The 23,515-nt window shown below is 56.6% G+C and carries 19 protein-coding genes; 5 read left to right on the top strand and 14 right to left on the bottom strand.

Features of this window, described 5'->3' with window-relative positions:
* Window positions 1-13 precede the first annotated feature (13 nt).
* Window positions 14-349: a DsrE family protein gene (locus FGL65_RS11655; RefSeq protein WP_147821363.1), complete on the top strand. Its 336-nt coding sequence runs from the start codon at window positions 14-16 to the stop codon at window positions 347-349.
* On the opposite strand, the gene FGL65_RS11650 is transcribed toward FGL65_RS11655, so the two are convergent.
* Window positions 346-786, bottom strand: coding sequence for an alanyl-tRNA editing protein (locus FGL65_RS11650; protein WP_147821362.1), 441 nt, complete (start codon window positions 784-786; stop codon window positions 346-348). The genes FGL65_RS11655 and FGL65_RS11650 overlap by 4 nt on opposite strands.
* Window positions 787-919: 133 nt before the next feature.
* On the opposite strand from FGL65_RS11650, the gene FGL65_RS11645 reads away from it, so the two are divergent.
* Window positions 920-1,282 (top strand): NifB/NifX family molybdenum-iron cluster-binding protein, encoded by a 363-nt coding sequence (locus FGL65_RS11645; RefSeq protein WP_147821361.1) that lies wholly within the window; start codon window positions 920-922, stop codon window positions 1,280-1,282.
* Between the two features lie 57 nt (window positions 1,283-1,339).
* Here FGL65_RS11645 and FGL65_RS11640 read toward each other — a convergent pair whose 3' ends face one another.
* From FGL65_RS11640 to FGL65_RS11605, 8 genes are all read right to left on the bottom strand, one after another.
* Window positions 1,340-2,377 carry an ABC transporter ATP-binding protein gene (locus FGL65_RS11640; protein ID WP_147821360.1) on the bottom strand — a complete coding sequence of 346 codons (1,038 nt, stop codon included), beginning with the start codon at window positions 2,375-2,377 and terminating at the stop codon, window positions 1,340-1,342.
* Between the two features lie 3 nt (window positions 2,378-2,380).
* Entirely contained in the window at window positions 2,381-3,547 is a 1,167-nt protein-coding gene (locus FGL65_RS11635; RefSeq protein ID WP_147821359.1) for an ABC transporter ATP-binding protein, read from the bottom strand.
* Window positions 3,548-3,550: 3 nt separating this feature from the next.
* Window positions 3,551-4,474, bottom strand: coding sequence for an ABC transporter permease (locus FGL65_RS11630; RefSeq protein ID WP_147821358.1), 924 nt, complete (start codon window positions 4,472-4,474; stop codon window positions 3,551-3,553).
* Window positions 4,475-4,489: 15 nt separating this feature from the next.
* Window positions 4,490-5,521, bottom strand: coding sequence for an ABC transporter permease (locus FGL65_RS11625; RefSeq protein ID WP_147821357.1), 1,032 nt, complete (start codon window positions 5,519-5,521; stop codon window positions 4,490-4,492).
* A 66-nt stretch (window positions 5,522-5,587) separates the two neighbouring features.
* The gene (locus FGL65_RS11620) at window positions 5,588-7,384 is read right to left on the bottom strand and encodes an ABC transporter substrate-binding protein (protein WP_147821356.1); all 1,797 of its coding nucleotides are present in this window, start codon (window positions 7,382-7,384) and stop codon (window positions 5,588-5,590) included.
* Between the two features lie 219 nt (window positions 7,385-7,603).
* Window positions 7,604-9,214, bottom strand: coding sequence for a PAS domain-containing sensor histidine kinase (locus FGL65_RS11615; protein WP_147821355.1), 1,611 nt, complete (start codon window positions 9,212-9,214; stop codon window positions 7,604-7,606).
* Window positions 9,215-9,257: 43 nt separating this feature from the next.
* Window positions 9,258-11,477: a PAS domain S-box protein gene (locus FGL65_RS11610; protein ID WP_187170371.1), complete on the bottom strand. Its 2,220-nt coding sequence runs from the start codon at window positions 11,475-11,477 to the stop codon at window positions 9,258-9,260.
* Between the two features lie 180 nt (window positions 11,478-11,657).
* Window positions 11,658-11,840, bottom strand: coding sequence for a ferredoxin (locus FGL65_RS11605; RefSeq protein WP_147821353.1), 183 nt, complete (start codon window positions 11,838-11,840; stop codon window positions 11,658-11,660).
* 154 nt (window positions 11,841-11,994) lie between these two features.
* Between FGL65_RS11605 and FGL65_RS11600 the strand changes: the two genes are divergently transcribed.
* The gene (locus FGL65_RS11600; protein WP_147821352.1) at window positions 11,995-12,720 is read left to right on the top strand and encodes a sulfite exporter TauE/SafE family protein; all 726 of its coding nucleotides are present in this window, start codon (window positions 11,995-11,997) and stop codon (window positions 12,718-12,720) included.
* Between the two features lie 7 nt (window positions 12,721-12,727).
* Here the strand turns inward: FGL65_RS11600 and FGL65_RS11595 are convergent, their stop codons facing one another.
* The 3 genes from FGL65_RS11595 to FGL65_RS11585 form a co-directional block, all read right to left on the bottom strand.
* Window positions 12,728-14,074 carry an HlyD family type I secretion periplasmic adaptor subunit gene (locus FGL65_RS11595; protein ID WP_147821351.1) on the bottom strand — a complete coding sequence of 449 codons (1,347 nt, stop codon included), beginning with the start codon at window positions 14,072-14,074 and terminating at the stop codon, window positions 12,728-12,730.
* Window positions 14,067-15,728, bottom strand: coding sequence for an ATP-binding cassette domain-containing protein (locus FGL65_RS11590; RefSeq protein ID WP_187170370.1), 1,662 nt, complete (start codon window positions 15,726-15,728; stop codon window positions 14,067-14,069). The genes FGL65_RS11595 and FGL65_RS11590 overlap by 8 nt, the downstream gene beginning before the upstream one ends.
* A gap of 66 nt (window positions 15,729-15,794) precedes the next feature.
* On the bottom strand, window positions 15,795-17,108 hold the full coding sequence (locus FGL65_RS11585) for a TolC family protein (protein ID WP_187170369.1): 1,314 nt from the start codon (window positions 17,106-17,108) through the stop codon (window positions 15,795-15,797).
* A 151-nt stretch (window positions 17,109-17,259) separates the two neighbouring features.
* Here FGL65_RS11585 and FGL65_RS11580 point away from each other — a divergent pair, with 151 nt between their 5' ends.
* Window positions 17,260-19,461 carry an adenylate/guanylate cyclase domain-containing protein gene (locus tag FGL65_RS11580; RefSeq protein WP_250645472.1) on the top strand — a complete coding sequence of 734 codons (2,202 nt, stop codon included), beginning with the start codon at window positions 17,260-17,262 and terminating at the stop codon, window positions 19,459-19,461.
* 14 nt (window positions 19,462-19,475) lie between these two features.
* Here FGL65_RS11580 and FGL65_RS11575 read toward each other — a convergent pair whose 3' ends face one another.
* The gene (locus FGL65_RS11575; protein WP_187170368.1) at window positions 19,476-20,333 is read right to left on the bottom strand and encodes an ABC transporter substrate-binding protein; all 858 of its coding nucleotides are present in this window, start codon (window positions 20,331-20,333) and stop codon (window positions 19,476-19,478) included.
* Between the two features lie 261 nt (window positions 20,334-20,594).
* Window positions 20,595-21,857 (bottom strand): NAD(P)/FAD-dependent oxidoreductase, encoded by a 1,263-nt coding sequence (locus FGL65_RS11570; protein WP_147821346.1) that lies wholly within the window; start codon window positions 21,855-21,857, stop codon window positions 20,595-20,597.
* 236 nt (window positions 21,858-22,093) lie between these two features.
* On the opposite strand from FGL65_RS11570, the gene FGL65_RS11565 reads away from it, so the two are divergent.
* Window positions 22,094-23,512 (top strand): ATP-binding protein, encoded by a 1,419-nt coding sequence (locus tag FGL65_RS11565; RefSeq protein ID WP_147821345.1) that lies wholly within the window; start codon window positions 22,094-22,096, stop codon window positions 23,510-23,512.
* Window positions 23,513-23,515 lie beyond the last annotated feature (3 nt).

The following is a 23,515-nucleotide window of genomic DNA, read 5'->3' as shown; positions in this document are numbered from 1 at the left end:
ACCGGGGAATTCGATGGATAATATTTTCGTGATCTGGAGTTCGGCCGACCCGGAAGTGGCCGAGAATCTGGTCTTCATGTACACGCTCAATTCCAGGCTCAACGGCTGGTGGAAAAATGTCCGGCTGGTCATCTGGGGCCCTTCGGCGAGACTCGCGGCCGAGAACGTCACCATCCGGGAACGGATCGGGGAGCTGCTGGAGGCCGGAGTCGAGGTCTGGGCCTGCAAGGCTTGCTCGGACAACTACGGCACCACGGATGAGCTGGAAGCTTTGGGCGTCAATGTCCTGTACATGGGCACCCCGCTCACCGACATGCTCAAGCAGGGATGGAAACAGCTGACGTTCTAGTCCCTGTTTACCAGCTTGAACCGGATTCTGAGCACGCCGTCTTCCCAATTGTGGGTCGTCAGTTTGAACCGTCCTATTTCTTTCGTGTTCTCGACATGCTTGCCGATGCACGGGCAGGCGTCATACTCCCCTATCCGAACAATGCGCACTGTTTCCACGCCCTCGGGCAACCGTGACAGGTTGAACTGATCGCGGGCTTCCTGCAGGGTTACGTTTTTTTCAGTTACATCCAGGTTAGCCAGGATCTGTTCGTTGATCCGGTCTTCCAGCTCGCTTGCCTCCGTATCTGTCAGGGCGCGGTCGAACCGGTAGTCACATTTTGATTTCTTTGCATTGATGTGTGCGCTGAAGCAACGCTCGCATCCGAACATGCGCACCATGGTTCCGTTGAGAATATGCTCCGCCGTGTGCATGCACGGCTCGTGGTTCGTAGCCATGAGAGACCTCCTCGGGAATTCATATCCAGGACGTGCGGCCTGAGTAAAGGCGTAATTTTGGGTGGTTAGCCAGGATCTTGCCTGAGAGCACCGCCTGTTGTAAAAAGCCTGCACCCAAACCAAGGAGTTTATCATGAAAGTAGCAGTACCCACCCGCGATGGTTGCGTGGATGACCACTTCGGCCATTGCGATCATTTTTCGGTCTTCACCATCGAAGACAATGCCGTTGTCGCCCGCGAAAAGCTGGAATCCCCCGAGGGATGCGGCTGCAAGTCCAACATTGCCTCCGTGCTCAAGGAACAGGGAGTTTCCGTCATGCTGGCGGGCAACATGGGCCAGGGAGCCGTGGACGTGCTCGGCGCCAATGATGTCCAGGTCATCCGGGGATGTTCCGGCGACATCGAGGAGCTGGTGCAAAATTGGATTGCGGGCAAGGTCAAGGATGAGGCCATTGTTTGCGACCACCACGACTGCGGCAGCCTTCATCAGCTGTAGTTTTTTGCCGTTCCAATGAAAAAGCCCGCTCAAAGCGGGCTTTTTTTGTTCTCGGGATCAGCAATAATCCGCTGTTCCGAATTTCTGCTGCACGAGAGCTCGTGTTTCCGTGTGCCTGTGGCAGGCCACCTTGTGGCCGTCGCCCACCTCCGTCAGAGGCGGTTCCTCTCGGGCGCAGATATCCGTGGCGAACGGGCACCGGGTGTGGAACCTGCATCCCTTGGGAGGGTTCAACGGGCTGGGCACATCCCCTTCCAGCACGATGCGCGGTTTGTTCAGGTTCGGATCCGGGTTGGGGATGCCCGAAAGCAGCGCGTGGGTATAGGGGTGCAGCGCGTCGTTGAACAGGTCCTCGGTCTTGGCCAGTTCGATCATTTTTCCGAGATACATGACCGCGATGCGCGTGGAGATGTATTTCACCACCAGCAGGTGGTGGGTCACGAACAGGTAGGTCAGGTTGAGCTGCTTGCGCAGCTTGTGCAGCAGGTTCAGGATCTGGGCCTGCACGGACACGTCCAGGGCGCTGGTGGGTTCGTCAAGGACGATGAACTCCGGATGGGCGGCAATGGCGCGCGCCACGGCGATACGCTGACGCTGGCCGCCGGAGAACTCGTGCGGATAGCGCATGAGGTGGTCGCCGGTCAGGCCCACCAGGTCCAGCAGTTCCACGACCTTGTCTTCCAGTTCCCTTGCTCCCCATCGTTTCTGTTCCTTGAGAGGCTCGGCAATGATGTGCTTGATGAGCATCCTCGGGTTCAACGAGGTGGTGGGGTCCTGGAAGACCATCTGGAGCTTGTTGCGGATGCCGGTGCGCTGCATGGCGCCAAAGGACATCTTGGCTATGTTGTGCGATTCGCCTCCATCGCCGGGGTGGTAGATGATATCGCCCGACGTGGGGGCGTGCAGCCGCAGGATGGCCTTGCCGGTGGTCGTCTTGCCGCAGCCGGATTCGCCGACCACGCCGAGGCATTCGCCGCGCTGGATGTCCAGATCGATGCCGTCCAGGGCCTTGACCGAATCGACTTCCTTGCGCAGCACGCCGCCGAGGATGGGATAATGCTTCTTGAGGTTTTTGAGTTCGAGTATGGTATCCATATCCTATTCCCCGATCTTGTGGTCAATGTTGTGACAGGCCACGCTGTGGCCGTCTCCAAGGTCGACCAGCCTGGGCTTTTCCCGTTTGCAGATGTCCGTGGCCTGCTTGCAGCGCGGATGGAAGCGGCACCCTTCGGGAGGATGCACCAGGTTGGGGACGCTGCCTTCGATGGTGGCCAGCTCCCCTTCCACGCAGAAACGGGGAACCGAGTTGAGCAGCGCCCGGGTATAGGGATGGATCGGCTTGTTGAAGAGCGTTTTCACGTCCGCAACTTCGCACAGGGTGCCCGCGTACATGACCCCTACCCTGTCGCAGGTCTCGGCCACCACGCCCAGGTCGTGGGTGATGAGCAGGACCGAGGAAATGGCCTTGCGTTCCTTGAGGTCGTTGAGCAGCCCCAGGATCTGGGCCTGGATGGTCACATCCAGGTTGGATGTGGCCTCGTCCGCAATGAGCAGGGTCGGGTTGCAGGCCAGGGCAATGGCAATGACGATACGCTGCTTCATGCCGCCGGACAGGTTGTGCGGGTAGCGCGTCACCAGTTCCGCCGCATTGGAAATCCCCAGTTTCTCGATGATTCTGATGGAACGGTTGATGGCTTCGCGCCGCATGGGTTTGTCCCAGTATTTGAGCAGCGGCAGCTTGCTCAGCCATTTGAGCACCGGATCCTTGGGGTTTGCCGCGGCCCTGCCGTAGGCCCACTTGAGGAAGGGATGGAAGACGCCGAAGCTGATTTTGCCGGATTCCACATCTTCCAGCACCTGCTTGCTCATGGAGCGCTTGCGGTGGAACATGTAGCTCTCGGCCACCTGGTCCCCGATGGTCAGCACCGGGTTGAGCGCGGCGTTGGGTTCCTGGAAGATCATGGAGATGCGGTCGCCGCGAAGCTCACGCATTTCCTCTTCGGATTTGACCAGCAGGTCTTCGCACTGGTCCGGCCTGTCGGCGTCGTCACAGTACTGCACCTCGCCGCCCTCGATGACGCCGGGGGACTGGATGATGCGCATGACCGAGCGCACGGTGACGGATTTTCCGCAACCGGATTCGCCCACCAGACCGAAGGTTTCCCCGTGGTCGATGGAGATGCTTACCTTGTCCAGGGCCTTGACCACGCCTTCGTAGGTATAGAAGTTGGTCACCAGTTCTTTGGTTTCCAGAAGTTTCGACATGATCTACCTCCGCCTCAGTTTGGGGTCGAAGGCGTCGCGCAGGGCGTCACCGATCAGGTTCCAGGCCAGCACGAACAGGATGATGCACAGACCCGGGAAAAAGATGGTGTACCAGAACTTGAGGGGATCGTCGGGCGGCCCCACGATGTAGTTGCGCGCCAGCGCCACCATCTGGCCCCAGTCCGCATAGCCCTTGGGCGCTCCCAGGCCCACGAAGCTCATGAAGGAGGCCGAGATGACCATGGAGCCCATGTCCATGGAGGCCATGATCAGCACCGGGTAGATGGAATTGGGCAGGATGTGCCGGAAGATGATCTTGAGGTCGGAAACGCCCATGAGCTTGGCCGCCTCCACGAATTCCTGGCCGCGCAGCTTGATGACCTCTGACCGGATGACGCGTACGTACCAGCGCCATTCGACCAGAGCCAGGGCAAGCATGATGTTTTCAAGCCCCCTGCCGAAGGCCACCACTATGGTCATTGCCAGCACAAGGAGCGGTATGGACCAGACTATGTCCACGAAGCGCATGAGCAGTTCGTCGAACCAGCCTCCGAAATACCCGGCGACAACGCCGAGACTGATACCCACGATGCCCGCAAAGCCCACAACGAACAGGCCGATCTTGAAGGCGGTCCGGGTTCCCCAGACAACGCCGTAATAGATGTCGTACTGGCCGGAGCTGGTGCCGAACAGATTGGTTTGGCTCGGCGGTTTGGGCGTGGGGGAATACCCCGAGTGAGGCATTTTGTAGGGCGCGTGATCATACTTGGGTGGCGCCAGGTGCGGGGCGGCTATGGCCACGCCCAGAAAGAATATCAGCAGGCTGAAGCCGAGTATTGCCGATGGATTGCGGAATATCCTGTGTAGCGTGAACTTGAGTTCCCGCCATCTGGGATGTTCTTTTTTTGTTGGTATGGTTGCTTCCATGTATCTGTTCTCCGGCTACTGGAGTTGAATTCTCGGATCGATGTAGGCGTACATGATGTCGATGATCAGGTTCGACAGCACGAAGACCACGCCAATGAACATACAGACGCTCATGAGCACGGGCATGTCCAGCTGCGTGGCGGAATGCGCCAACCACCAGCCCATGCCCTGGCGGCTGAAGACCACCTCCACGGCAATGGACCCTTCCATGGACAGCGCCACCAACTGCCCCGCCACCGTGATGACCGGGATCAGTGCGTTCTTGCGCGCGTGCTTGATGTTGATGGTGTGCGCGTCCGCGCCCTTGGCCTTGGCCGTGATCACGTAGTCGCGGGAAAGTTCCTCCAGCATGCCGGAGCGCATCACGCGCATGAGCAGGGCCACAACGACGATGACCTGTGTCAGCACCGGCAGCACCAGGTGATTGAGGGAGTCCCAGGTGACCCAGAGCTGGCCGTTGAGCAGGCCGTCGATGCTGTACATTCCGGTGTAGCGGGTGAACTTGTCCGGGTTGTTGATGACCCAGAGGGACGTATCGCTGGAAATGATGCCCGGCGGGAACAGTCCGAAGTAGCCGTAGAAGATCATGAGCAGGACCAGGGCGAACAGGAAGGTGGGCAGGGACCAGCCAACGATGGCCCCGATCCGGGTTCCGTGGTCGAGCCAGGTATCCCGGTGAACCCCCGCCAATGTCCCCAGCCATATTCCGACGATGATGACCAGTGGCGAGGCGAACAGGTTGAGTTCAAGGGTGGTTGGGAAATAGCTCCAGAAGGCCTTGGCAACGGGCCTGGCGGCCACCAGGGACCACCCCAGGTTGCCCGAGGCGACTTCCTTGACCCACCTCGTGTACTGGACCGGAACAGGATCGTTCAGGCCATACTGTTCCACGAGCCGGGGAATATCCTTGGCTTGTTGTGGTGTTGTGACATAGACGGCGGCGCGCCGTTCCGGGCTGAAGGTCATGAGCAGACCAAAAATGAGCACCGACACGCCGAACAGGACGAAGACCAAAAACAGCAGGCGGCGTATGATATATGCAGTCATGTTGGATAATGAGACCCCGAAACCGGAAACCGGCCTCGGGGTCTGTATGTTTAGGTTAGTATACCGCTACTTGGACAAAAGCTTTATGTTTTCCCATTCATGGTCGAGCATGGGATGGGGAACAAAGCCCTTGACGTTGTCACGGTAGGAGAAGTGGTCGATCTTCTGGTAGATCATGCAGCCCACGGCTTCTTCATACCACATGTCCTGCAGACGCTCGTACATGGGGCCGCGCTTGGCGGGATCGATTTCAAAGCGGGCTTCTTGGCACAGGCGGTCCACTTCTTCGTTCTTGTAGCCGGAGAACTTGCCGTACGTACCTTCCGAGCTCATGAAGGTGAACAGGAAGTTGTCCGGATCCGGGTAGTCGGCGCCCCAACCGATGAGGAAGATGGGGAACTGGTACTTGCGGTAGGCCACGACATAGTCCTTCCAGTCCATGTTGCGGACTTCGATCTGGAACTTGGGATTCAGGCTCATGACATTTTCCGCCAGCATGTGTGCGGCGGCTTCGCGCTGGTCGTTACCGGTGTTGTGGGTGATGACCATCTTGAAGCCCTTTTCCCAAAGCTGGCCGCCAAAGGCCTGCTTCATTTCCTCGGCCGCCTTTTCCAGGTCGAATTCATACACGGGCACCTTCTTGTAGAAAGGCATGCCCTTTGCGTTGGGGCTGGTGGGCATGACGACCTGGTCGTTCCAGACGTCCTTGGCGTAAGCCTTGCGGTCAAAGGCGTACAGGAACGCCCTGCGCACGTGGATGTCGGCGAAGAAGTCCACGGGAATGCCTTCGCCGTCGAGCTTGCCGCTGCCGATGTTCGGGTTAGCTTCGGGATTCACGGTCTGGCAGAAAATGGCTGCGGAAACCGACAGCTGCGGCACCGGGGTCACCTTGACGCCGGGCATGCTCTCGACCTCGGGCAGGTACTGCGGGTCGATGGTGACGCGGTCGGCGTCGCCATTTTGCAGGGCCAGCTTGCGGGAACTCCATTCCTGGTTGTAACGCACGATGGCGGTCTTGATGGCCGGCTGGGGGCCCCAGTAGTCGTCGAAACGTTCGAACACGAATTCAACGGAGGGTTCCCACTTGAGCATGGAGTACGGAGCCGTGCCATTTTCGATATGGTGAAGGGGTTCGGAACCGAATGCCGGATTGTTGTACTTGGCGGCATTTTCGATCTTGCCGTCCCAGCAGCCGTTCTCGACGCACCATTCCTTGTCCATGATCAGGCCGCCGTAGGAGTAGGCCATCACGGCCAGCAGCGGCGGGAAGGGCTTGGGCAGGTGCAGGATAACTTCATCGCCGCTCACTTCCACGGCCTTGTCGATCTGTTCGAAGATGCCTTCGCGGATCTTGCCGTCTTCACGGGTGGAGTTCACGCCGGTCAGTGCGGAAAGCATCATCCACATGGGGCCGCCTTCCTGGTCCACGATCATGTGGCGCTTGATGGAGTAAGCGACATCCTCGGGAGTCAGTTCGCCACCCTTGTGGAATTTGACGCCCTTGCGGATCTTGAAAATGTAGGTCTTGCCGCCATCCTTGATGCCGCCGTTCTCGACGCTGGGAACTTCGGTGGCCAGGACGGGCACGTATTTATCTGTGGAGGAGCCGTCAAAGAAGATGAGGGGCTCGTAGATGTTCATGGAGCGCATGTGCGAAACGCTGTCGTATCCGCATGCCGGGTCAAGGGTTCTCAGGGTGCCGTAAGACTCAAGGACGAATTTGTCTTTGACCGTGTCTTCGGCTTGTGCCTCGGTCTTGGCCTCTGCGGCAGGCTCTTCAGCCTTTTTTTCCATTTCGGGCTTTTCTCCGCATGCTCCCAGGAGCAGGGAGAAAGCGAGCAACAGCATCACTAGTTTTCGCATATTGCGCTCTCCTAAGTATGGGTTCAGTACGATTGCCGCCCGCCCTTCCCACAGGAGCAGTCAGCGACAAGAGCCACAAGTATCATAGGGCGATAGATATCTCAAAGCTACTTCTCACAGATAACAAAATTGCGCAACTGGTTCACAATTTTTCATGAGGTTCATCATTATTTTCGCTTAATATTGATATATCTGGAATAGGCGGGATTTTTCGAAGACTTATGAATCCACGGATCGGGGTAGGTCTATCGTAAAGGTGGTCCCCTTTCCCGGCTCGCTTTCGCAGGAAATGGTGCCGCCCAGCTTCTGGGTGATCAGATTATAGACGATGTGGAGGCCCAGCCCGGTGCCGCCGCGGCCGCGCTTGGTGGTGAAGAAGGGATCGAAGATCCGGCTCTTGAGCATTTCGTTCATGCCCACCCCATTGTCCGTAAAGGAGAAACGAACCCCCTCTTCCCGGGGAATCACTTCGATGACGATCTTGCCGTCGTCCATGTCTTCAAAGGCATGCTTGAGCGTGTTCATGAGCAGGTTGGTCAGCACCTGCATGATGGCCCCCGGATAGCTTTCCAGCGTGACCTCCGGCCCCATGACTTCGATCTTGTGGCCGGTGTTCTTGTATTTCGAATGCAGGCTGAGCAGAACTTCCTGGATATAGTTCTTGAGTTCGAATTCCCTTTTCTGCTCCGAGGTCTGATCCACGGCAACCTGCTTGAAGCTCTGGATCAACTCGCTGGCGCGTTGAAGATTCATCAGAATGGCGGAAGTGGATTCCCGGCAGATCTTGATGAACTTCTCCAGGTCCGAACGCTTTACCTTCCCCGAAGTGTACAGATCTTCCAGTTCCCGGGCCTCCTGTTCCAGGTAACTGATGGTGGTGACGCCCACTCCCAGCGGCGTGTTGATTTCATGGGCCACCCCCGCCACCAGCCCACCCAGGGAGGCCATCTTCTCGGATTCCACCAGCTGCTTCTGCGCTTCTTTGAGCGATTTCAGCGATTCCTCCAGGGCCAGGGTTCGTGCGGCGACACGCATTTCCAGTTCCTCGTTGAGCTGCTGCAGCTCATCGTGGGCCTGCCGAAGCCTGTCCTCCGCGTGTTTTCTTTCGGTGATGTCGAGACCGAGGGCGAGAACAATGCGTTCCCCGGCGCTGTCTGTCATGGGGCTGTACTGGATGTGGAAGGTCCGGCCCTTGGAATCCGTCCACTCCCGTTCAACGAACTTGTCCTCGCTCAGGGCCCCTTCGGGCGGGCATGCGGAAAAGTCAGAATCTGCGGAATGCAGCATTTCGTGACAGGTTTTCCCGCGAGGACTGCCGAACAGTTTCCGGAAGTAATGGTTGGCGTAGCGAATGGTGTCGTCCGGATAAATATGAAAGACCAAGCCCGGAAGCGTTTCCATGAAAAATATCTGGCGTTGCTGCTCCCGGCGCAGTTCCTCGCCGCTTTTTCTCAGGGCGGTCACATCCTGTGAATTGAGTGCGATCCTGCAGACATTCCCCTCCGCATCGAAAATCGGAGAAAAGGTGTTGATGAAGGAAATGTCGTTGATTTCCTCTTCAAAGCTTTCCGTCTCCCCGTGGGTGATGACCTGTTCAATGCGTTCCTCCAGGACGGACGCATGATTTCCAGGAAGCAGGTCATACAGGGATTCCTTTTCCAGTTCCTCCGGGGTTTCCTTTCCGAACATTCTCGCGGCGGCCTGGTTGGCGACAAGGACATAGGCCTCGATGTCCATGATCAGCGAGGGATCGGTACAGGCGGCAAGAAGCCCCCGAGTGTTAGCATCAACTCGGGAGTCCCCGTCTCTTTTTCCCGTCTCTTGTTTCATGGCGCGAGTTCCTTTTTCGCAACAGGAGGCTGTGTTTATGTAATCATATCACTGGGGCCTCGCGAGGCAACTCTATGATAAATGAGGTGCCTTTCCCGGCCTCGCTTTCGCAGCTTATGGTTCCGCCCAGTTTCTGGGTAACGAGATTGTAGACGATATGCAGTCCCAGGCCCGTGCCGCCGCTGGCACGTTTCGTGGTGAAGAACGGATCGAAGATCCGGCTCTTGATCATTTCGTTCATGCCTTGTCCATCATCGATGAAGGTGAACCGGACCCCTTTTTCCAGCGGGGCCACGTCAATGGTCACATGACCGTTTTCCCTATCCTCGAATGCATGAGTGAGGGCATTCATCAACAGGTTGGTCAACACCTGCATGATGGCCCCCGGGTAGCTGAGCAACGAGATCTCCGTACCGGTCACCTCGATGGTGTGGGAAGTGTCCTTGTATTTCGAATGCAAACTGCGCAGGACTTCCTGAATGTAATTCTTAAGTTTGAATTTTCTCCGTTGCTCCGAGGTCTGGTCCACGGCCACCTGCTTGAAACTTTGGATCAATTCACTGGCGCGCTCCAAATTCATGGAGATGGCGGAGGTGGATTCCCGGCAGAGTTTGATGAATTTTTCGAAATCCGAACGTTTGACCTTGCCCGAATCATACCGTTCGGCCAATTCGGCGGCCTTGTCGTCCAGGTAGCTGATGGTGGTCACGCCGATTCCCAGCGGCGTGTTGATTTCATGGGCAACACCCGCCACCAGCCCGCCCAAGGAAGCCATCTTGGCGGATTCGACAAGTTGTTCCTGGGCCTGTTTCAGGGATTCGAGAGATTTTTCAAGGGCCAGTGTCCGGGCATTGACCCGTAGCTCCAGTTCCTCGTTTAACCATTCCAGTTCGTCCTGGGCCTTTTTCCGGTCCGTAATGTTGATCCCCACGGAAAGGACCTCGGCAAAGCGATCCTTGTAGTCGAAAATCGGCTTGTTGGTCCACGAGATCCATATTTCGCTTCCGTCCTTCCGGTTGCAGCCCTTCTCAAGCGAAAAGGCCTCTTTTCTGCTGCTGCCGATTTCTTCCACAAACGAAAACCATCGTTCTTCGCTTTCCTGGTTGCGAGGCATGAGCGTGCCGAGGATATTGCTGCCCACGATCTCCGCCTCGTCATAACCAAAAAGATTCAAGGCGAATTCATTGGCAAAGACGATGGTTCCCTCCGTTGTCCAGCGCACGATGATGCTTTGCGCATATTCCACCAGTTCCCGGTAGCTCTCCTCGCTGTAGCGAAGGGCCTCCTCCGCCTTGACGCGCGGGGTTATGTCGTGGCCTTCCGCCATCAGGTAGGCAATGCCGCCTTCGTCATTCATGATCGGCTTGATCAAAAAATCAATGCTGCGCGGATCGCCCTGAACATTGGTGGCGGAGAGTCCGAAGCGGACCGTTTCCCCTTCGCGGGCTTCGGCAATGGCTCGCTTCAGGCGTTCCTGGCTCTCCTCGGAATGTCTCCACCACGGGGTGTCCCAGAATTGCTGCCCCACGATTTCACTTTCCAGCATGCCGATGAAATTCAAGAACGGACGGTTCACCGTCATGGTGTGCCCATCCAGCGTCAGCAGCCCTATGAACTGGTTGGTCTGATCAAAAATGGAGTGAAGCCTTTTCTGGCTGGGGCCGGCCGAAGCGCCCTCTCCCCGTCCGACACGAAAGACGAGAATGGACGTGACCAGAATAAGGCCGAAAGCCAGCAGCATGGAAAGGTTTAGGAGATCGATGAGATGATCGATCACGGGCTTTGTTTCGTCCGTGTAGACACAGAAACCGATCACCCAGTCCCAGGGGGCGAATGCCCGCACATAAATCAGTTTCGGGACGTTTTGTCCGGACTGCTCCGCAATCTCGACATATCCTTCACCATGGTTTCGGGCCTTTTCCGCCAATGCTGAGACGATTTCCGTCCACCCCTCTTCCTTTGCGAAGCATTTTGACTCTCCGCCGGAGGGGGAAAGCAGCCTTCCGTCCTTTCCGCAGATGCAAAACCGGTTTCCCCGTTCCGGCCCCAGTCGCATGGAGCAAAGAAACCGCAAGGCCGCCTCCTGCGCCTGCTCCCGGCTCAACTCCCCGGACTGTTCCAGCACATACTGCATATCGACAGCGCCCCATGCGCTGTTCACAAGCTCCCTGACCTCGGCGCGCTTCTGATCATGAAGCCCAGATTTGATTGAAGGCAGTTGAATGAAATAAAAAGCGTGGATAACAATAAGCAACGTCGCCATGGAAGGTAACGCCACCCACAGCCAGGGCAGACTTCGTGCAGTTCCTTTTTTGCTTTGTTGCAGCATTGATCACGCGTTGTTTTGTTGTGTGTGTTTTCAGATAGAATACCCTCCATTCTTCATGCATAAATTATAAAAAAAGCCGCCCGAAGGCGGCTCCGCATGAATATGCCGTTTATTTTACCCCTTGGAAATGGCCTCACTGGGACAGGTGTCAATGGCTTCGTCGACACAGTCGGCAGTGGAATCCGGATTAATGACGACGGCCTTTTCCCCGTCCGAGTCCATTTCGAATACCTCAGGACATAATTCAACGCAGGTTTCACAGCCGATACATTCATCGGGATCAATAACAATGGCCATGGCGATTCCTCCTGGAAACTTGATTCATTGGTCCATACCTAAATATTAGCTTCTTCTACCATACGCGATTTTGTTAAATATAGGCAAGGGGCTGGCTTTATTTTTTCTCCTGGGCATTGCCTTGGCGCGCAGTTTTTTCTAGGTTCGTTGCCGCATGACAGAATACATCTATCTTTTTTTCGCCATAATGTTCGGCAGTTTTGTGCAAGGCGTCACCGGCTTCGGAGTCGTTCTCGTTTCCCTGCCCCTCCTCTCATTCGTCTTTGACATCAAGCTGCTGATACCCCTTATCTGTCTGACAGCATTGATCATAAACGGCATACTGAGTTTCCAGCTGCGCAAGAACCTGGATGGCAAGCGCTTTCTGATCATGCTGGGCGCCTCCGTTTTCGGCCTGCCTTTGGGGGTCTATGCGCTCAAGACCTTTTCGGAAGCCGTTTTGACATTGGGGCTCGGCATTCTGATCCTGCTTTTCACCGCCTACATGCGTTTCACCCCACGTCCGACAAAGGAACTGCATCTGGCCTGGGGCGGTATGGCGGGCTTTATCGGCGGGATACTCGGCGGCAGCATCGGGGCCAACGGACCGCCGATCATCATGTACCTGACGCTGCAGCCCTGGAACCGGGACAAGATCAAATCCACCATGGTCACGTATTTTCTGTTTGCCTCGGTCTTCAACTCCGCATCGCATGCGGTCAGCGGCCTGATCACCATGGATGTGCTGAAGGCCTTTACCATTGCCGTTCCGGCAACATTGCTCGGAATCGGCGCGGGAGTATTCTGTTACAAGAGGATCAACGACACGATCTACAGAAAGCTGGCTTCGCTCCTGGTCTTTTTCCTGGGGCTGGCCATGGTCGTGAAGACGTTGGTGTAGGCAGGAATCAGCGTTCCCGAAGCCCTTGATACAGGGTGTCGAAATAGGGATAGAGAAGGTATTCGAGAACGGTTCGTTCCCCGGTTTTGATTCCCACCAGGACCCGCATACCCGGATAGAGCTGATAAATGTTTCCGTCGCGTTCGAAGTGGTCCTTGGAGGTCTCCACCAACACCTTGTAGAAGGTCCCCTTGTCCGTGGTGGAAATGGCGTCCGGCGAAACATTCTTCACATTGCCGGCCAACATGCCGAATCGGCGCGCATCCCTGGAGGCCAGGCGTACGATTGCCTCCTGGCCTACCGAAACATACCCGATGTCGGAAAGCGGCAGATGGGCCTCTATCACCAGCCGGTCTTCGGTGGGGACTATGTCCATGATGGTCACCCCGGGCATGACCACCTCCCCTTCGTTGACCAGATAGACCCCCTTGACGACCCCGGCCACGGGAGAACGGATCACGGTTCTCTTCAGGCTGTCCTCGAGCTTTTTGAGGCGTTGCGAAAACTCCATGTACTCCTGCTTTGCCTCGGCCATGGCCTTCTGCACCTGTTCGCGATGGCGGTTGTACACGGAATCCAGTTCTTCATGGGCGGACGCCAGCTCCGAACGGGCCCGGTCCAGGGAGGTCCGTTCCTCGCCGATCTTGCTCTTGAGCTGTGTCTCTTCCTTGAGAAAGCCGAGATGCTTGTATCGGGTGGTCAGGTTTTCCTTGAGCAGGTCTTCGCTGATGGAAATCTGTTCCCGAACGTACTGAAAATTTTTCAAGTGGTTGGACAGGCGGACCTGTATTTCCTCAATGTCCTTTTCCCGTTGGGTGATCCGCTCCCGTTCGACGCGAATATCGTTTTCCAGGGAACGAAGGCGGGCCTCATACAGGTTGTCCGCCTGTTTGATCAATTCAGGGGATTCCTTCAGAAGGACATCAGGATACCGGGGAGACACCCCGCCGGGCTTGAAGGCGATTTGCGTGGAATTGCCATCAGTATCGGCCGCAAACCAGCGTTCCTCGGCCTCCAGCCGGGCCACGTCCGCCATGAGGGATTTCACCCGTATCCGCAGTTCCTCGGCAGTGGACCAACTGGCTGTGGATTCAAGTTCCACCAGGGGCTGGTCCGCCTGGACGCTTTCCCCTTCCCTTACCTTGATTTCACTGACGATACCCCCCTCAAGGTGCTGAATGCGCTTGACCTTGGTGCTGGGAATCACCTCGCCGACGGTATCGCTGACAATATCAAGGGGAGCTACGGAGGCCCAGAGGATGAAACATAAGCAGAATGCCGAACACAGGTAGAACAGCATCCGGGTGCTGAGGCTGACGTCGTTTTGTCTTTTGGGGAGCCCGTTATCAGCCATGGGAACCTCCGGCTACCTGCTGCGGCACGGATCGGGGAGTTTCCCGCACGGTGGGAACGGGTTTCGTTGAAAGGTCCACAATGACCTGGGCCGCGTTGAGTATCCGAGGGTCCTGGGTCACGACGAACATGGTCCGTCCCAGTTGGATGAAACGGCTCATGATGTCGTAAACGGCCTTGCAGCCTTCGGTGTCGAGACCTTCTGTCGGTTCGTCGAAAACAACCAGTTGTCCCTGGCCGACCAGCGCACGCGCCAGGCCCAGACGTTTGCGGATGCCCACCGGGAGGCTGGCTCCGCTGTCCGAAATCATGGTGTCGAGCCCCGTGGGGCTTTGGTCGAGATAGCGACGCAGGCTCGCGGCCGTTACGGCGTCCTCAAGCGTCTCCTCGTTGGCGTCCGGAGCCAGGAGCGTGATGTTGTCGCGGAATGTTCCGTTGATGAATACCGGTTCCTGGGGCAGATACGCCAGGCGTCTCCTCCACCAGGGGGCGGAAAGCTGCCGCAGATCGACACCGTCGGCAAGTATGCTTCCGCGTCTGGGGGAATACAGGCCTACAATCATCTTTATGAACGTGGATTTACCGGAACCGTTATATCCGCTGACGGCCACCAGGGTGCCCGGAGCTACGGCGAGATTCAGGGATTCGAACAGCGGTGTGGAACTCGTGGGATAGGCGAATCCCACGTCCTTGAACTGCACCCCCCCGAGATAATTCTGAAGCGTGGTTCCTTCTTCGGATTCCCTGGGCAGGGAAAAGAACTTTCCGAGCCGTTCCTGCGTTTCATCGGCCTTGCGCAGCATGAGGAAGGCCTGAACGAATCCGTTGGTGATCATGAAGGCCTTGGAAGCGAGAATGCTCACGCCGATCAGGGCGCCTACGGTCAGGTCTCCCTCCACCACCAGTTTCGCGCCAACCGCATAAACGGCCACGCGCAGCAGGGAGGCCAAAGTCTGCAATACCCCCTTGGCCCGACCCTGCCTGTCGAAAATCCTGTTCCTAACCTGCTCGATGTTCTCCTGCTGCCTTCTCCAAAGCCCTTTCAGGTATTCGCCGCCCCAAAAGGCGCGAACCGCCTCCTTGGCGCTCATGGCCGCAGCCAGGGCCCCTCTGTAGGCGGTGGCCGCATCCCGCATGTCCATGTCGTTTTCCCGGTTGGCTTCCTTGTCCAGGAAACCGGCCAGGACCGAAACGCCGACAGCTATCAGCGTTATGAGGGAAAGAATCGGGCTGATGAGATAGATGGCCAGAAAGAAAAGCAGAAAAAACGGCATGTCCAGCAGAGCCGTGACCCTGGCGGGAGCAAAGGCTGCCTGGATGAGATTCGGGCCGGAGGCCAGCTCATGGAGTTCGGAATGGGAATAACGAGCCAGAGGCTGGAGATGGGCCTGCGCCAGAATTTGCTGGACCTTTTCATGCAGTTCAGCGTCCGGCCCCCGGCAGATCGCGGCGGCTATCTTCTGGCGCACGGCATTGAAACCGTAGCCCAGCAACAGGGCAAGGCACATGCCCGAAGTCAATGTATACAGGGTGCCGTCGAACCCGTAGCCGATATACCGGCTCAATATCTGGATGACGAAGATGGGCATGGCCAGGGAAAGCAGGTTGACGAAAAAGGAGGCGACAACGAGTTCCGCGGCGAGCCTTCTGGACAAGAAAAGACGCCTGAAGAATTCCTGCATTGTCCGCTCCCCTGAAAAACCGCACCGAAGCGGCATTTCCTAGCTTTTGGTGCTTTCCACGGAAATGATGCCCATTGCCTGCAACAGCTTGTAGCTGGCAATGATGGTTTCGACTTCGGCTTCCACCTTGGCGCTGACCGAATTGATGTAGTCCCTTTCGCCCACGAGGATGTCGAGCAGGTTGACGTCCGCTCCCATGGCCTTCTTTTTCTTGACCAGGCCCAGGAATTCCCAGGTGATGCTGGACTGGTTGTCGTAAAGCTCCACGTTTTTCCGGAGAGTCAGCAATTCCACCCAGGCGTTGCGGACATTTTCCTCAACGGTGCGCCTCTGGTTCAACTGCTGCTTTTTGGCGGAAATGATGTCCTGCTTGGCCGCCTTGACGGCTTCGGTGTCGGACATGCCTGAAAAGAGATTGTAGTTCATGGCCATGGTCGCCCTGTTTTCCCACCGGACGCCGGAAAGCCCGTCGTCGTTTTCCCTGCGCTTGCCGTCAAGGACCAAATCGAATTCCGGGAAAAACGCGGATTGGTTCTTCTGGAGAACGCCCCGGAGACGTTCGACGACGAACTGCAGTTCCTGTAGGTCGGGATTGTTGACGACGGCCTTGTCAATGGCCTCGTCAAGGGTGGCCGGGATCAGGGCGACGGGCGATGCGGGAAGCTGCAGCTTGGCGATGCTGTCTTCATTGACAAAGTAGCCGTAGACGGCCTTGAAGTTGTTCTTGGCCTTCTGAAGCTCGCGTTCGGCGGTGACGCGCCGGGACTGTACGCCCACGAGCTGGCCTTTCACCTGCAGCTCTTCGTACGAAAGCCCCGCCCCTTTGCGGACCAGGGCCTCCTGCATGCCTGAAAGTTCTTTGATGCTCTTTTCCGTCTTGATGACATAATACAGGATTTCCCGCTGCTTGATCAGGTTCAGGTAGGCAACGATGCCGCTGAGAATGATTTCCTGCTTGGTCCTGAGCAGCCGGGCCTGTTTTTCGTTGACCAGATTTTCATAGGAAGCGATGTCGCCGGAGGTCTTCCCGAAGTCATAGACGTTCTGGGTGACCTTGAACGTTTGTTCATTTCGGTTGTAGCTGGTGTCGGCATTGGGCTTGTCGATGTCCTCGTGCCCACCTTCCGCGGTCACATCCACCCGGGGGAGCCACCCGCCCTTGGCCTTGCCCAGCATATGCTCCGCTGACTTCAACGCGGATTCCGCAGCCTGGATTCTGTCATGCGTTTGGACCAGCTCGGAAAGGACATTTTCCAGAACAATGACGCCGTCTGCCTCATCCGCCTGAACCTGCAGCGGAAGTGATATACAGCAAAGAATCAGAAAAGATATTAAAATCAGTCTGTTGAACACAAAACACCCCACCCGGTGATTGTTTGTCAATTTGTACAATAATTACAATGATAAAATATCATATTTGTAATAGATTAATTTGCAAGAGAAATCTAGGGTTGTATTGATAAATCCCTTGTATTTGGCGATGGAGGAAGCAAACTCGATGGGTATGAAAATAAAAAAGGATTCCCTGATCCTGCTGCTGTCGGGCATGGCCATCACATTATTAGTGGTGCTTCTCTACATTTTCCAGCCCACGTTTCTGAAGCTGCTGGACTACAAGATCTATGATCAGCTCTTGCGGAAATACCATTCCTCCAATGCAACGGACCGTCCTGTCATCGTGGATATTGATGAAAAAAGTCTGGCCAGATACGGCCAATGGCCCTGGCCGCGATACAGGGTCGCCCTCCTGCTGGGCAATCTCATGCAGATGGGGGCCCGGGCCGTGGGGAGCGATATCATTTTCGTGGAGCGGGACAACACCTCGCTGGTGGTGCTCAAGGAGCAGCTCAAGCGGGATCTGAACGTTGAGCCGCATTTCAGCGGCATTCCCCGCCAACTGGAAGACAATGACAAGATTCTGGCAAACCTGCTTGCCCAGGGGCCCTTTGTGCTCGGCCTCGACTTCATTTTCGGCAAGGCGGATGCTCCCAATCAGGACGAGGCATGTCTGGCCCCTCCCTGCAAGGTTTCGGTACTCAAGACGCCGGACGCCCTGGAACCGCAGCAGGCGCTTCATGCCGCCGCGGGAACCATATGTCCCCTCCCGGAACTGGCGCAAAGCGCTCCAGCATCGGGCTTCATCACCATTGCCTCGGATGAGGACGGCATTTTCCGCCGCGTTCCCCTGCTGATCAGCTGGCAGGGAAAACTCTACCCGAGCCTGGCGGCTTCCACCCTGATGCAGGCCACCGGGATCAGCAACGTGGTGCTCAAGCTGTCTTCGCTGGGCGTTGAATCCCTGCGCATCGGCCCGGCCGTCATTCCCGTGGACAGAAAAGGCCAGATGCTGATCAACTATCGCGGCCCCAGCAGGACATTCAACTACATCAGTGCGGCGGATGTGCTAAGCGGCACGGTGGATCCCGCTTTCCTGAAAGACAGGATAGTCTTCATCGGCACCTCCGCCTCCGGCCTTCGGGACCTCCGTCCCATGCCTTTCGACAACTATTACCCGGGCGTGGAAACCCACGCCACCATCGTGGACAACATCCTGTCCCGGCAGTTCATCAGCACCCCCAGCTGGGGGCCGGCCCTGCTGCTTTTCATCATCGTCTGCGTAGGGCTTCTCGCCACCATGCTCATCACCTGGACGCGCGCGGCCTATATCGTGCTGCCCCTGCTCGGGGTCTGGCTCGGGCTCTGGTATGGTTCGGTGGGCCTCTATACCGAGGCTGGTCTGTTTATTTCGCCATTCTATCCTTTCATCTGTCTGGCATCGACCTTCATCGTTCTCACCGTGCTCAAATTTTGGCGAGAGGAACACGCCAAGCAGTTCATCCAGGGAGCATTTGCCCACTATTTGGCCCCCTCGGTCATCAACAGGATTCTGGACGACCCGGATTCCCTCAGCCTCGAAGGGCAGGAAAAGGAAGTCACCATTCAGTTCTCCGACATCCGAAGCTTCACATCCCTTTCGGAAAAACTCACCCCCACCCAGGTCACGGAGTTGCTGCACGACTACATGACTCCCATGACGAGAATCATCACCGCCCACTCTGGCACCCTGGACAAATTTATCGGCGATGCGATCATGGCCTTCTGGAACGCTCCTCTTGATGTGGAGACGCATCAGTTGACGGCGCTGGAAGCGGCCCTGGAACAGCTCGACAAGCTCGAGGAGCTCAACAGGGATGTCTTCACGAAGAAATACGGATTCACCATCGCCATCGGCATCGGGGTGCATTGCGGAACGGTGCGCGTGGGCAACATGGGATCGGCGGACCTGTTCGACTACACACTGATCGGCGACAACGTGAACCTGGCCTCCCGGCTGGAAGGCCTGACCAAATTTTACGGCCAGAAAATCGTGGTCAGCCAGACCATTGCCGAGGCCTGCTGCACGACCCACGTTTTTCAGGAGCTCGACAGGGTTCGGGTCAAGGGCAAGGTGGAACCAGTGACCATCTACACGGTTCATCGTATTGACGACGCCGAACGCAAAAGCGAAGAACTAGCGCTGCACGAAAAGGGATTGGCTCTCTACAAGAAGGGAAATTTTTCAAAAGCCGCAGAGATATTCGAGACCATCATCAAGGAGTACAACGATCACATGTTCTACTCCATGTACGCCGAACGCTGCCATATCCTCGCGGAAACTCCCCCCGAAGGAGAATGGGACGGGGTCTTTACCCACAAGTCCAAATAAGGCCGGCTTGCGGCCTAATCCACGAAGATGATTTCGGAACCTCTTGCAAAATCGTCCGGAAGCTCGATTCCCCAACGTTTTAATTCATGGCGGCTGAATATGAAACGGCCCTGCTCGGCTGTCACCGGCTGGACCTGTCGCGGATCCGCCCCGTTCAGAATACTCAGCACGAGCTGCGCCGCAGCCTTGCCCTGGTCTTCGCCGAAATGAATGAGCCCGCCGATGGCCTTGCCTTCGCCGATGGTGAAATCCCAGAATCCGAAAATGGGGACGGGCGTGTGGGCGGCGGTCCAGGTCAGAACCGTATCCGGGTCCACATAGTCCATCGCATCGTCTCGAATCGTATGGTACAGGCCGACGATGATCGCGTCGTAGCCTTTTTCCTTGGCGCTGGAGACACGCTTTTCCCATTCGGTGAAGCTGTTGGTCAGCACCACTTCGGTTTCCGTCCCGGCAAAAGAAAGCTTGCGGTGACCGTAGAATGTCGTCTCCAGCACCGCCTGGGCCGTGGAGCTGTCGTCGAACATGACCAGGCATTTGTCGAACTGTTCCGCGAAAAGTTCCCTGAGGTATGCGATGGACCGCTTCATGAGTGGCCGTTCCAACACTCCGGTCACTCCGGTCATGTCCTCGAGATAGCACCGGGGGTTGGCATTGATCCCGAGATAGACGATGGGAATGTGCAGGTCCTGAATGGAGCGGCCCAGGAACATGAGCGCATTGTCGTCGGTAACGACCACCACGTCTGGGTGTACCTCGTCAATCATTTTCATGGCTTTCAACGCCTGGGCAGGATGCTGCCCCTTTGGCAGGCGCTTGGTGTCCATGTCGAAAAAAAACAACTCGGCAGAGTCCTGCAGCTTGCTTTTCAAGGCCTCGTTATGCGCTGCAACCCAGGGATAGCCGGCATGATAGCTATTTATCACCAGGACCTTTTTTGCCCCGGCCTGTGCATGGGCGCACGTACAAAATAAGATGATCGCAAAACAAGTCGCCAGGATAGTTTTCATATCGCCCCCAGGTCGCGTTTTCGAAAAGGCCTGTTTTACGAAACAGTGTACGCCATTTCATATGGGAGGACATTATTTTACGGATAAAAAGAAGCCCCCTTTCGGGGGCTTGTAAAATGTTTCTTACGGATTGTTGAGCATGGCCTCTATGTATTCGTCGGGCCAAAGCGCCGGGGATGGGTCTCCGGTCATGAGCAGTTCCTTGCCCTCGCCATCCAGCTTGAATTGGTTCTTGATAAAGCTCGTGTAGAACCCTGCCGCATCAATGTCGCCTATCAGGATGCAGCCCACAAGGATGTCGTCCTTGAAAATGAGTTTCCGGTAAATGAAGTTGTCCTGATCCTCGGTGATTCTGATCTCGTACTGGCTCTCATCCTTCAGGATGGTCTCGCCGATGGTCACGGTGGCAAGACCGTAATAGGTAATGGAGTTCATACTCAGGCCGCCGGAGTACGATTTCCCGGCCCCGGCCATGTTGAAGCCGGCATAGCGCCCCTGGGAATAGGCATTGGGCCAGATGGGCCGCACCGTATATTCGCCGGTGAGCATGTCCTTTGCCTCCGCCACGTCCCCAGCGGCATAGATGTCGGCGTTGCTGGTGCCCATGAAATCGTCCACGACAATGCCTTTGTTGGTGTTGAGCTTGGCATTGCAGGCCAGTTCCATGTTGGGAGCCACGCCCGCGGCCACGATGACCAGGTCTGCGGGGATGAACCCCTTGTCCGTGTCCACGCCCTTCACCCCGCCGTTTCCGTAGCGTTTGATGCGATTTATCTCTACTCCCTGCAGGAACTTGAGGCCGTTCTTTTCCAGGTGGCTCACCACCATGTCGCCCGCGGTTTCGTCAAAATAGGAGCGCATGATCCTGGAGCGGACCACCAGGGTGACGTCGATGCCGCGCTCGGCGAATCCTTCGGCCGCCTTGAGGGCGATGAGCCCGGCGCCGATGACCACCACGCTCTTGACCGAATCAATGACCTCTTTCAGGGCTTCGGCGTGCGCCACGGTGGTGAAGTTGTATACCCCCTTTCCCTCAATGCCCCGGATCTCCGGTGCGGCGGGAGCGCCGCCGGTTGCCAGCAGAAGCTTGTCGTAGGCAATGGCTTCCCCGCTTTCCAGGATCACGGAGTGGTCTTCCGGGGAAACCGATGCCACGCGGGAACCAAGTTTCATGTCCACCTTGTTGTCGGCGTAAAATTTTTCAGGCCGGTACGGCAGGGTGTCGAGCTTGATCTTGTCGGCCAGATAGTAGGAAATGAGGGGACGACCGTAAGTTGGAACGGCTTCATCACTTATTATCGTAATGGCCCCTTCGGTGTCGTACTGCCTGATTCCTTCTACCGCCCCGATTGCGGCGACACCGTTTCCCACGATTACGTAATGCATTGAAATCCCCTTTTGATGCTCTCAATGATGGTCATGTCGACAATCAAGTGGTTACCAGCAGTCTTGCATTGAAAAAGGTAGCTTTGTTTCCCTGCCGCGTCCACCGCAATATGGGGGCCCAATAAAAACAACGGTTTGAAATTGCAATTTTAAACGACAAAAAAAATTTGCCAGACCCGCACAGACAAGCTAATGAGCATGGTCGCTAAAATTCATATAGGAGACTGATAGTAGCCGTGAGCATCAACGGACACAAAGTTTTGATCGCCAACAGAGGTGAGATCGCGGTTCGCATCATGGAGGCCTGCTCCGACCTTGGACTGCCTTTTGTTGCACTCTACACCGCTGAAGATACCGAATCCGGCCATGTTGACATGGCCCGCAAACTGGGCGGGGAAAAGTCCCTCTACAAAATACAGAATTATAATGATGCCGGAGACATCCTGGCGGTAGCCGATGATTCCGGCGCAACCGCCGTCCATCCCGGATACGGTTTTTTTTCCGAAAACTATCGTTTTGCCAGACGCGTCACCGAACGGGACCGGCCCATGATCTTCATCGGCCCCTCCTGGTGGGTGATTCGCGATCTCGGCGACAAGATCAACACCAAGCGGCTAGCCCGCAAACTCGGCGTGCCCACCGTTCCCGGTTCCGACCGGGCCATTTATGATGAGCTGGAAGCCGAAACCATTGCCGAAAGCCTTTTCGAATTTCAGGAAAAGCAGGGAATCAAAAATCCCCGCGTCCTGGTCAAGGCCTCTGCGGGCGGTGGCGGCATGGGCATCGACGAGGTTGAGGACATGGCGCGTTTCCGCCAGGTCTACCGCCGCATTCGGAACTACTCCATGCGCACCTTCAACGACGAGGGCGTGCTCATCGAGCAGCGCATCTTCAACTTCAACCACTTGGAAGTCCAGGTGGTCTCCGACCGTTCCGGCACCAACCCGGTTCACTTCGGAACCCGCAACTGCTCGGTGCAAAGCCCCGGCCTGCAAAAACGCATCGAAGTGGCTCCCGGCTTCTGGCCGCAAAACCTGGCCTATACCTTCGACGCCCAGAAGGTGCTTGACGATATCGTTGAGCACTCCCTGTCCATGGCCCGCGAAATCAAGTATGACAACGTCGGCACCTGGGAATGGATCGTGACGCCCAACGGCATGCCCTTCCTTATGGAAGTGAACACACGCATTCAGGTGGAAAACGGCGTTTCCGCTTCCATCGCGTCAACCAAGGGCAACCCCGAGGTCAATCTGATCCGGGAGCAAATCCGGGTGGGCCTGGGCGAATCCCTCGGCTACTCCCAGAAGGACATAACCTTCGACGGCGTGAGCATCGAATACCGGCTCATCGCCGAGGATACGGAAAGCGGCTTCACCCCCTGGGTTGGTGAAATCAACACTGTCGGCTGGGCGGAAAAGGACTGGCTGTCCATTCACACCCATGTGCCGCGGGAAAGGCCCTACCAGATTCCCACGGAATACGACCCCAACCTGGCACTGGCCATCATCTGGGGCAAGAACCTGGAGGAAACCAAGGCACGCGGTCTCGAGTTCCTCAGGGATCTCAAGCTCGACGGCGAAGACGCCTCGGGCACCCGGATGAAAACCAACATTCCGTTCCTTATCGAAAAAACCGAGAACCTGCTCGAATTCTAGCTT

The sequence above is a fragment of the Salidesulfovibrio onnuriiensis genome, assembly GCF_008001235.1.
In the GTDB taxonomy this organism is placed as follows: domain Bacteria; phylum Desulfobacterota; class Desulfovibrionia; order Desulfovibrionales; family Desulfovibrionaceae; genus Pseudodesulfovibrio; species Pseudodesulfovibrio onnuriiensis.
Note: the sequence above shows the minus strand (reverse complement) of the source record. Positions and strands in the feature narration are given on the sequence as shown.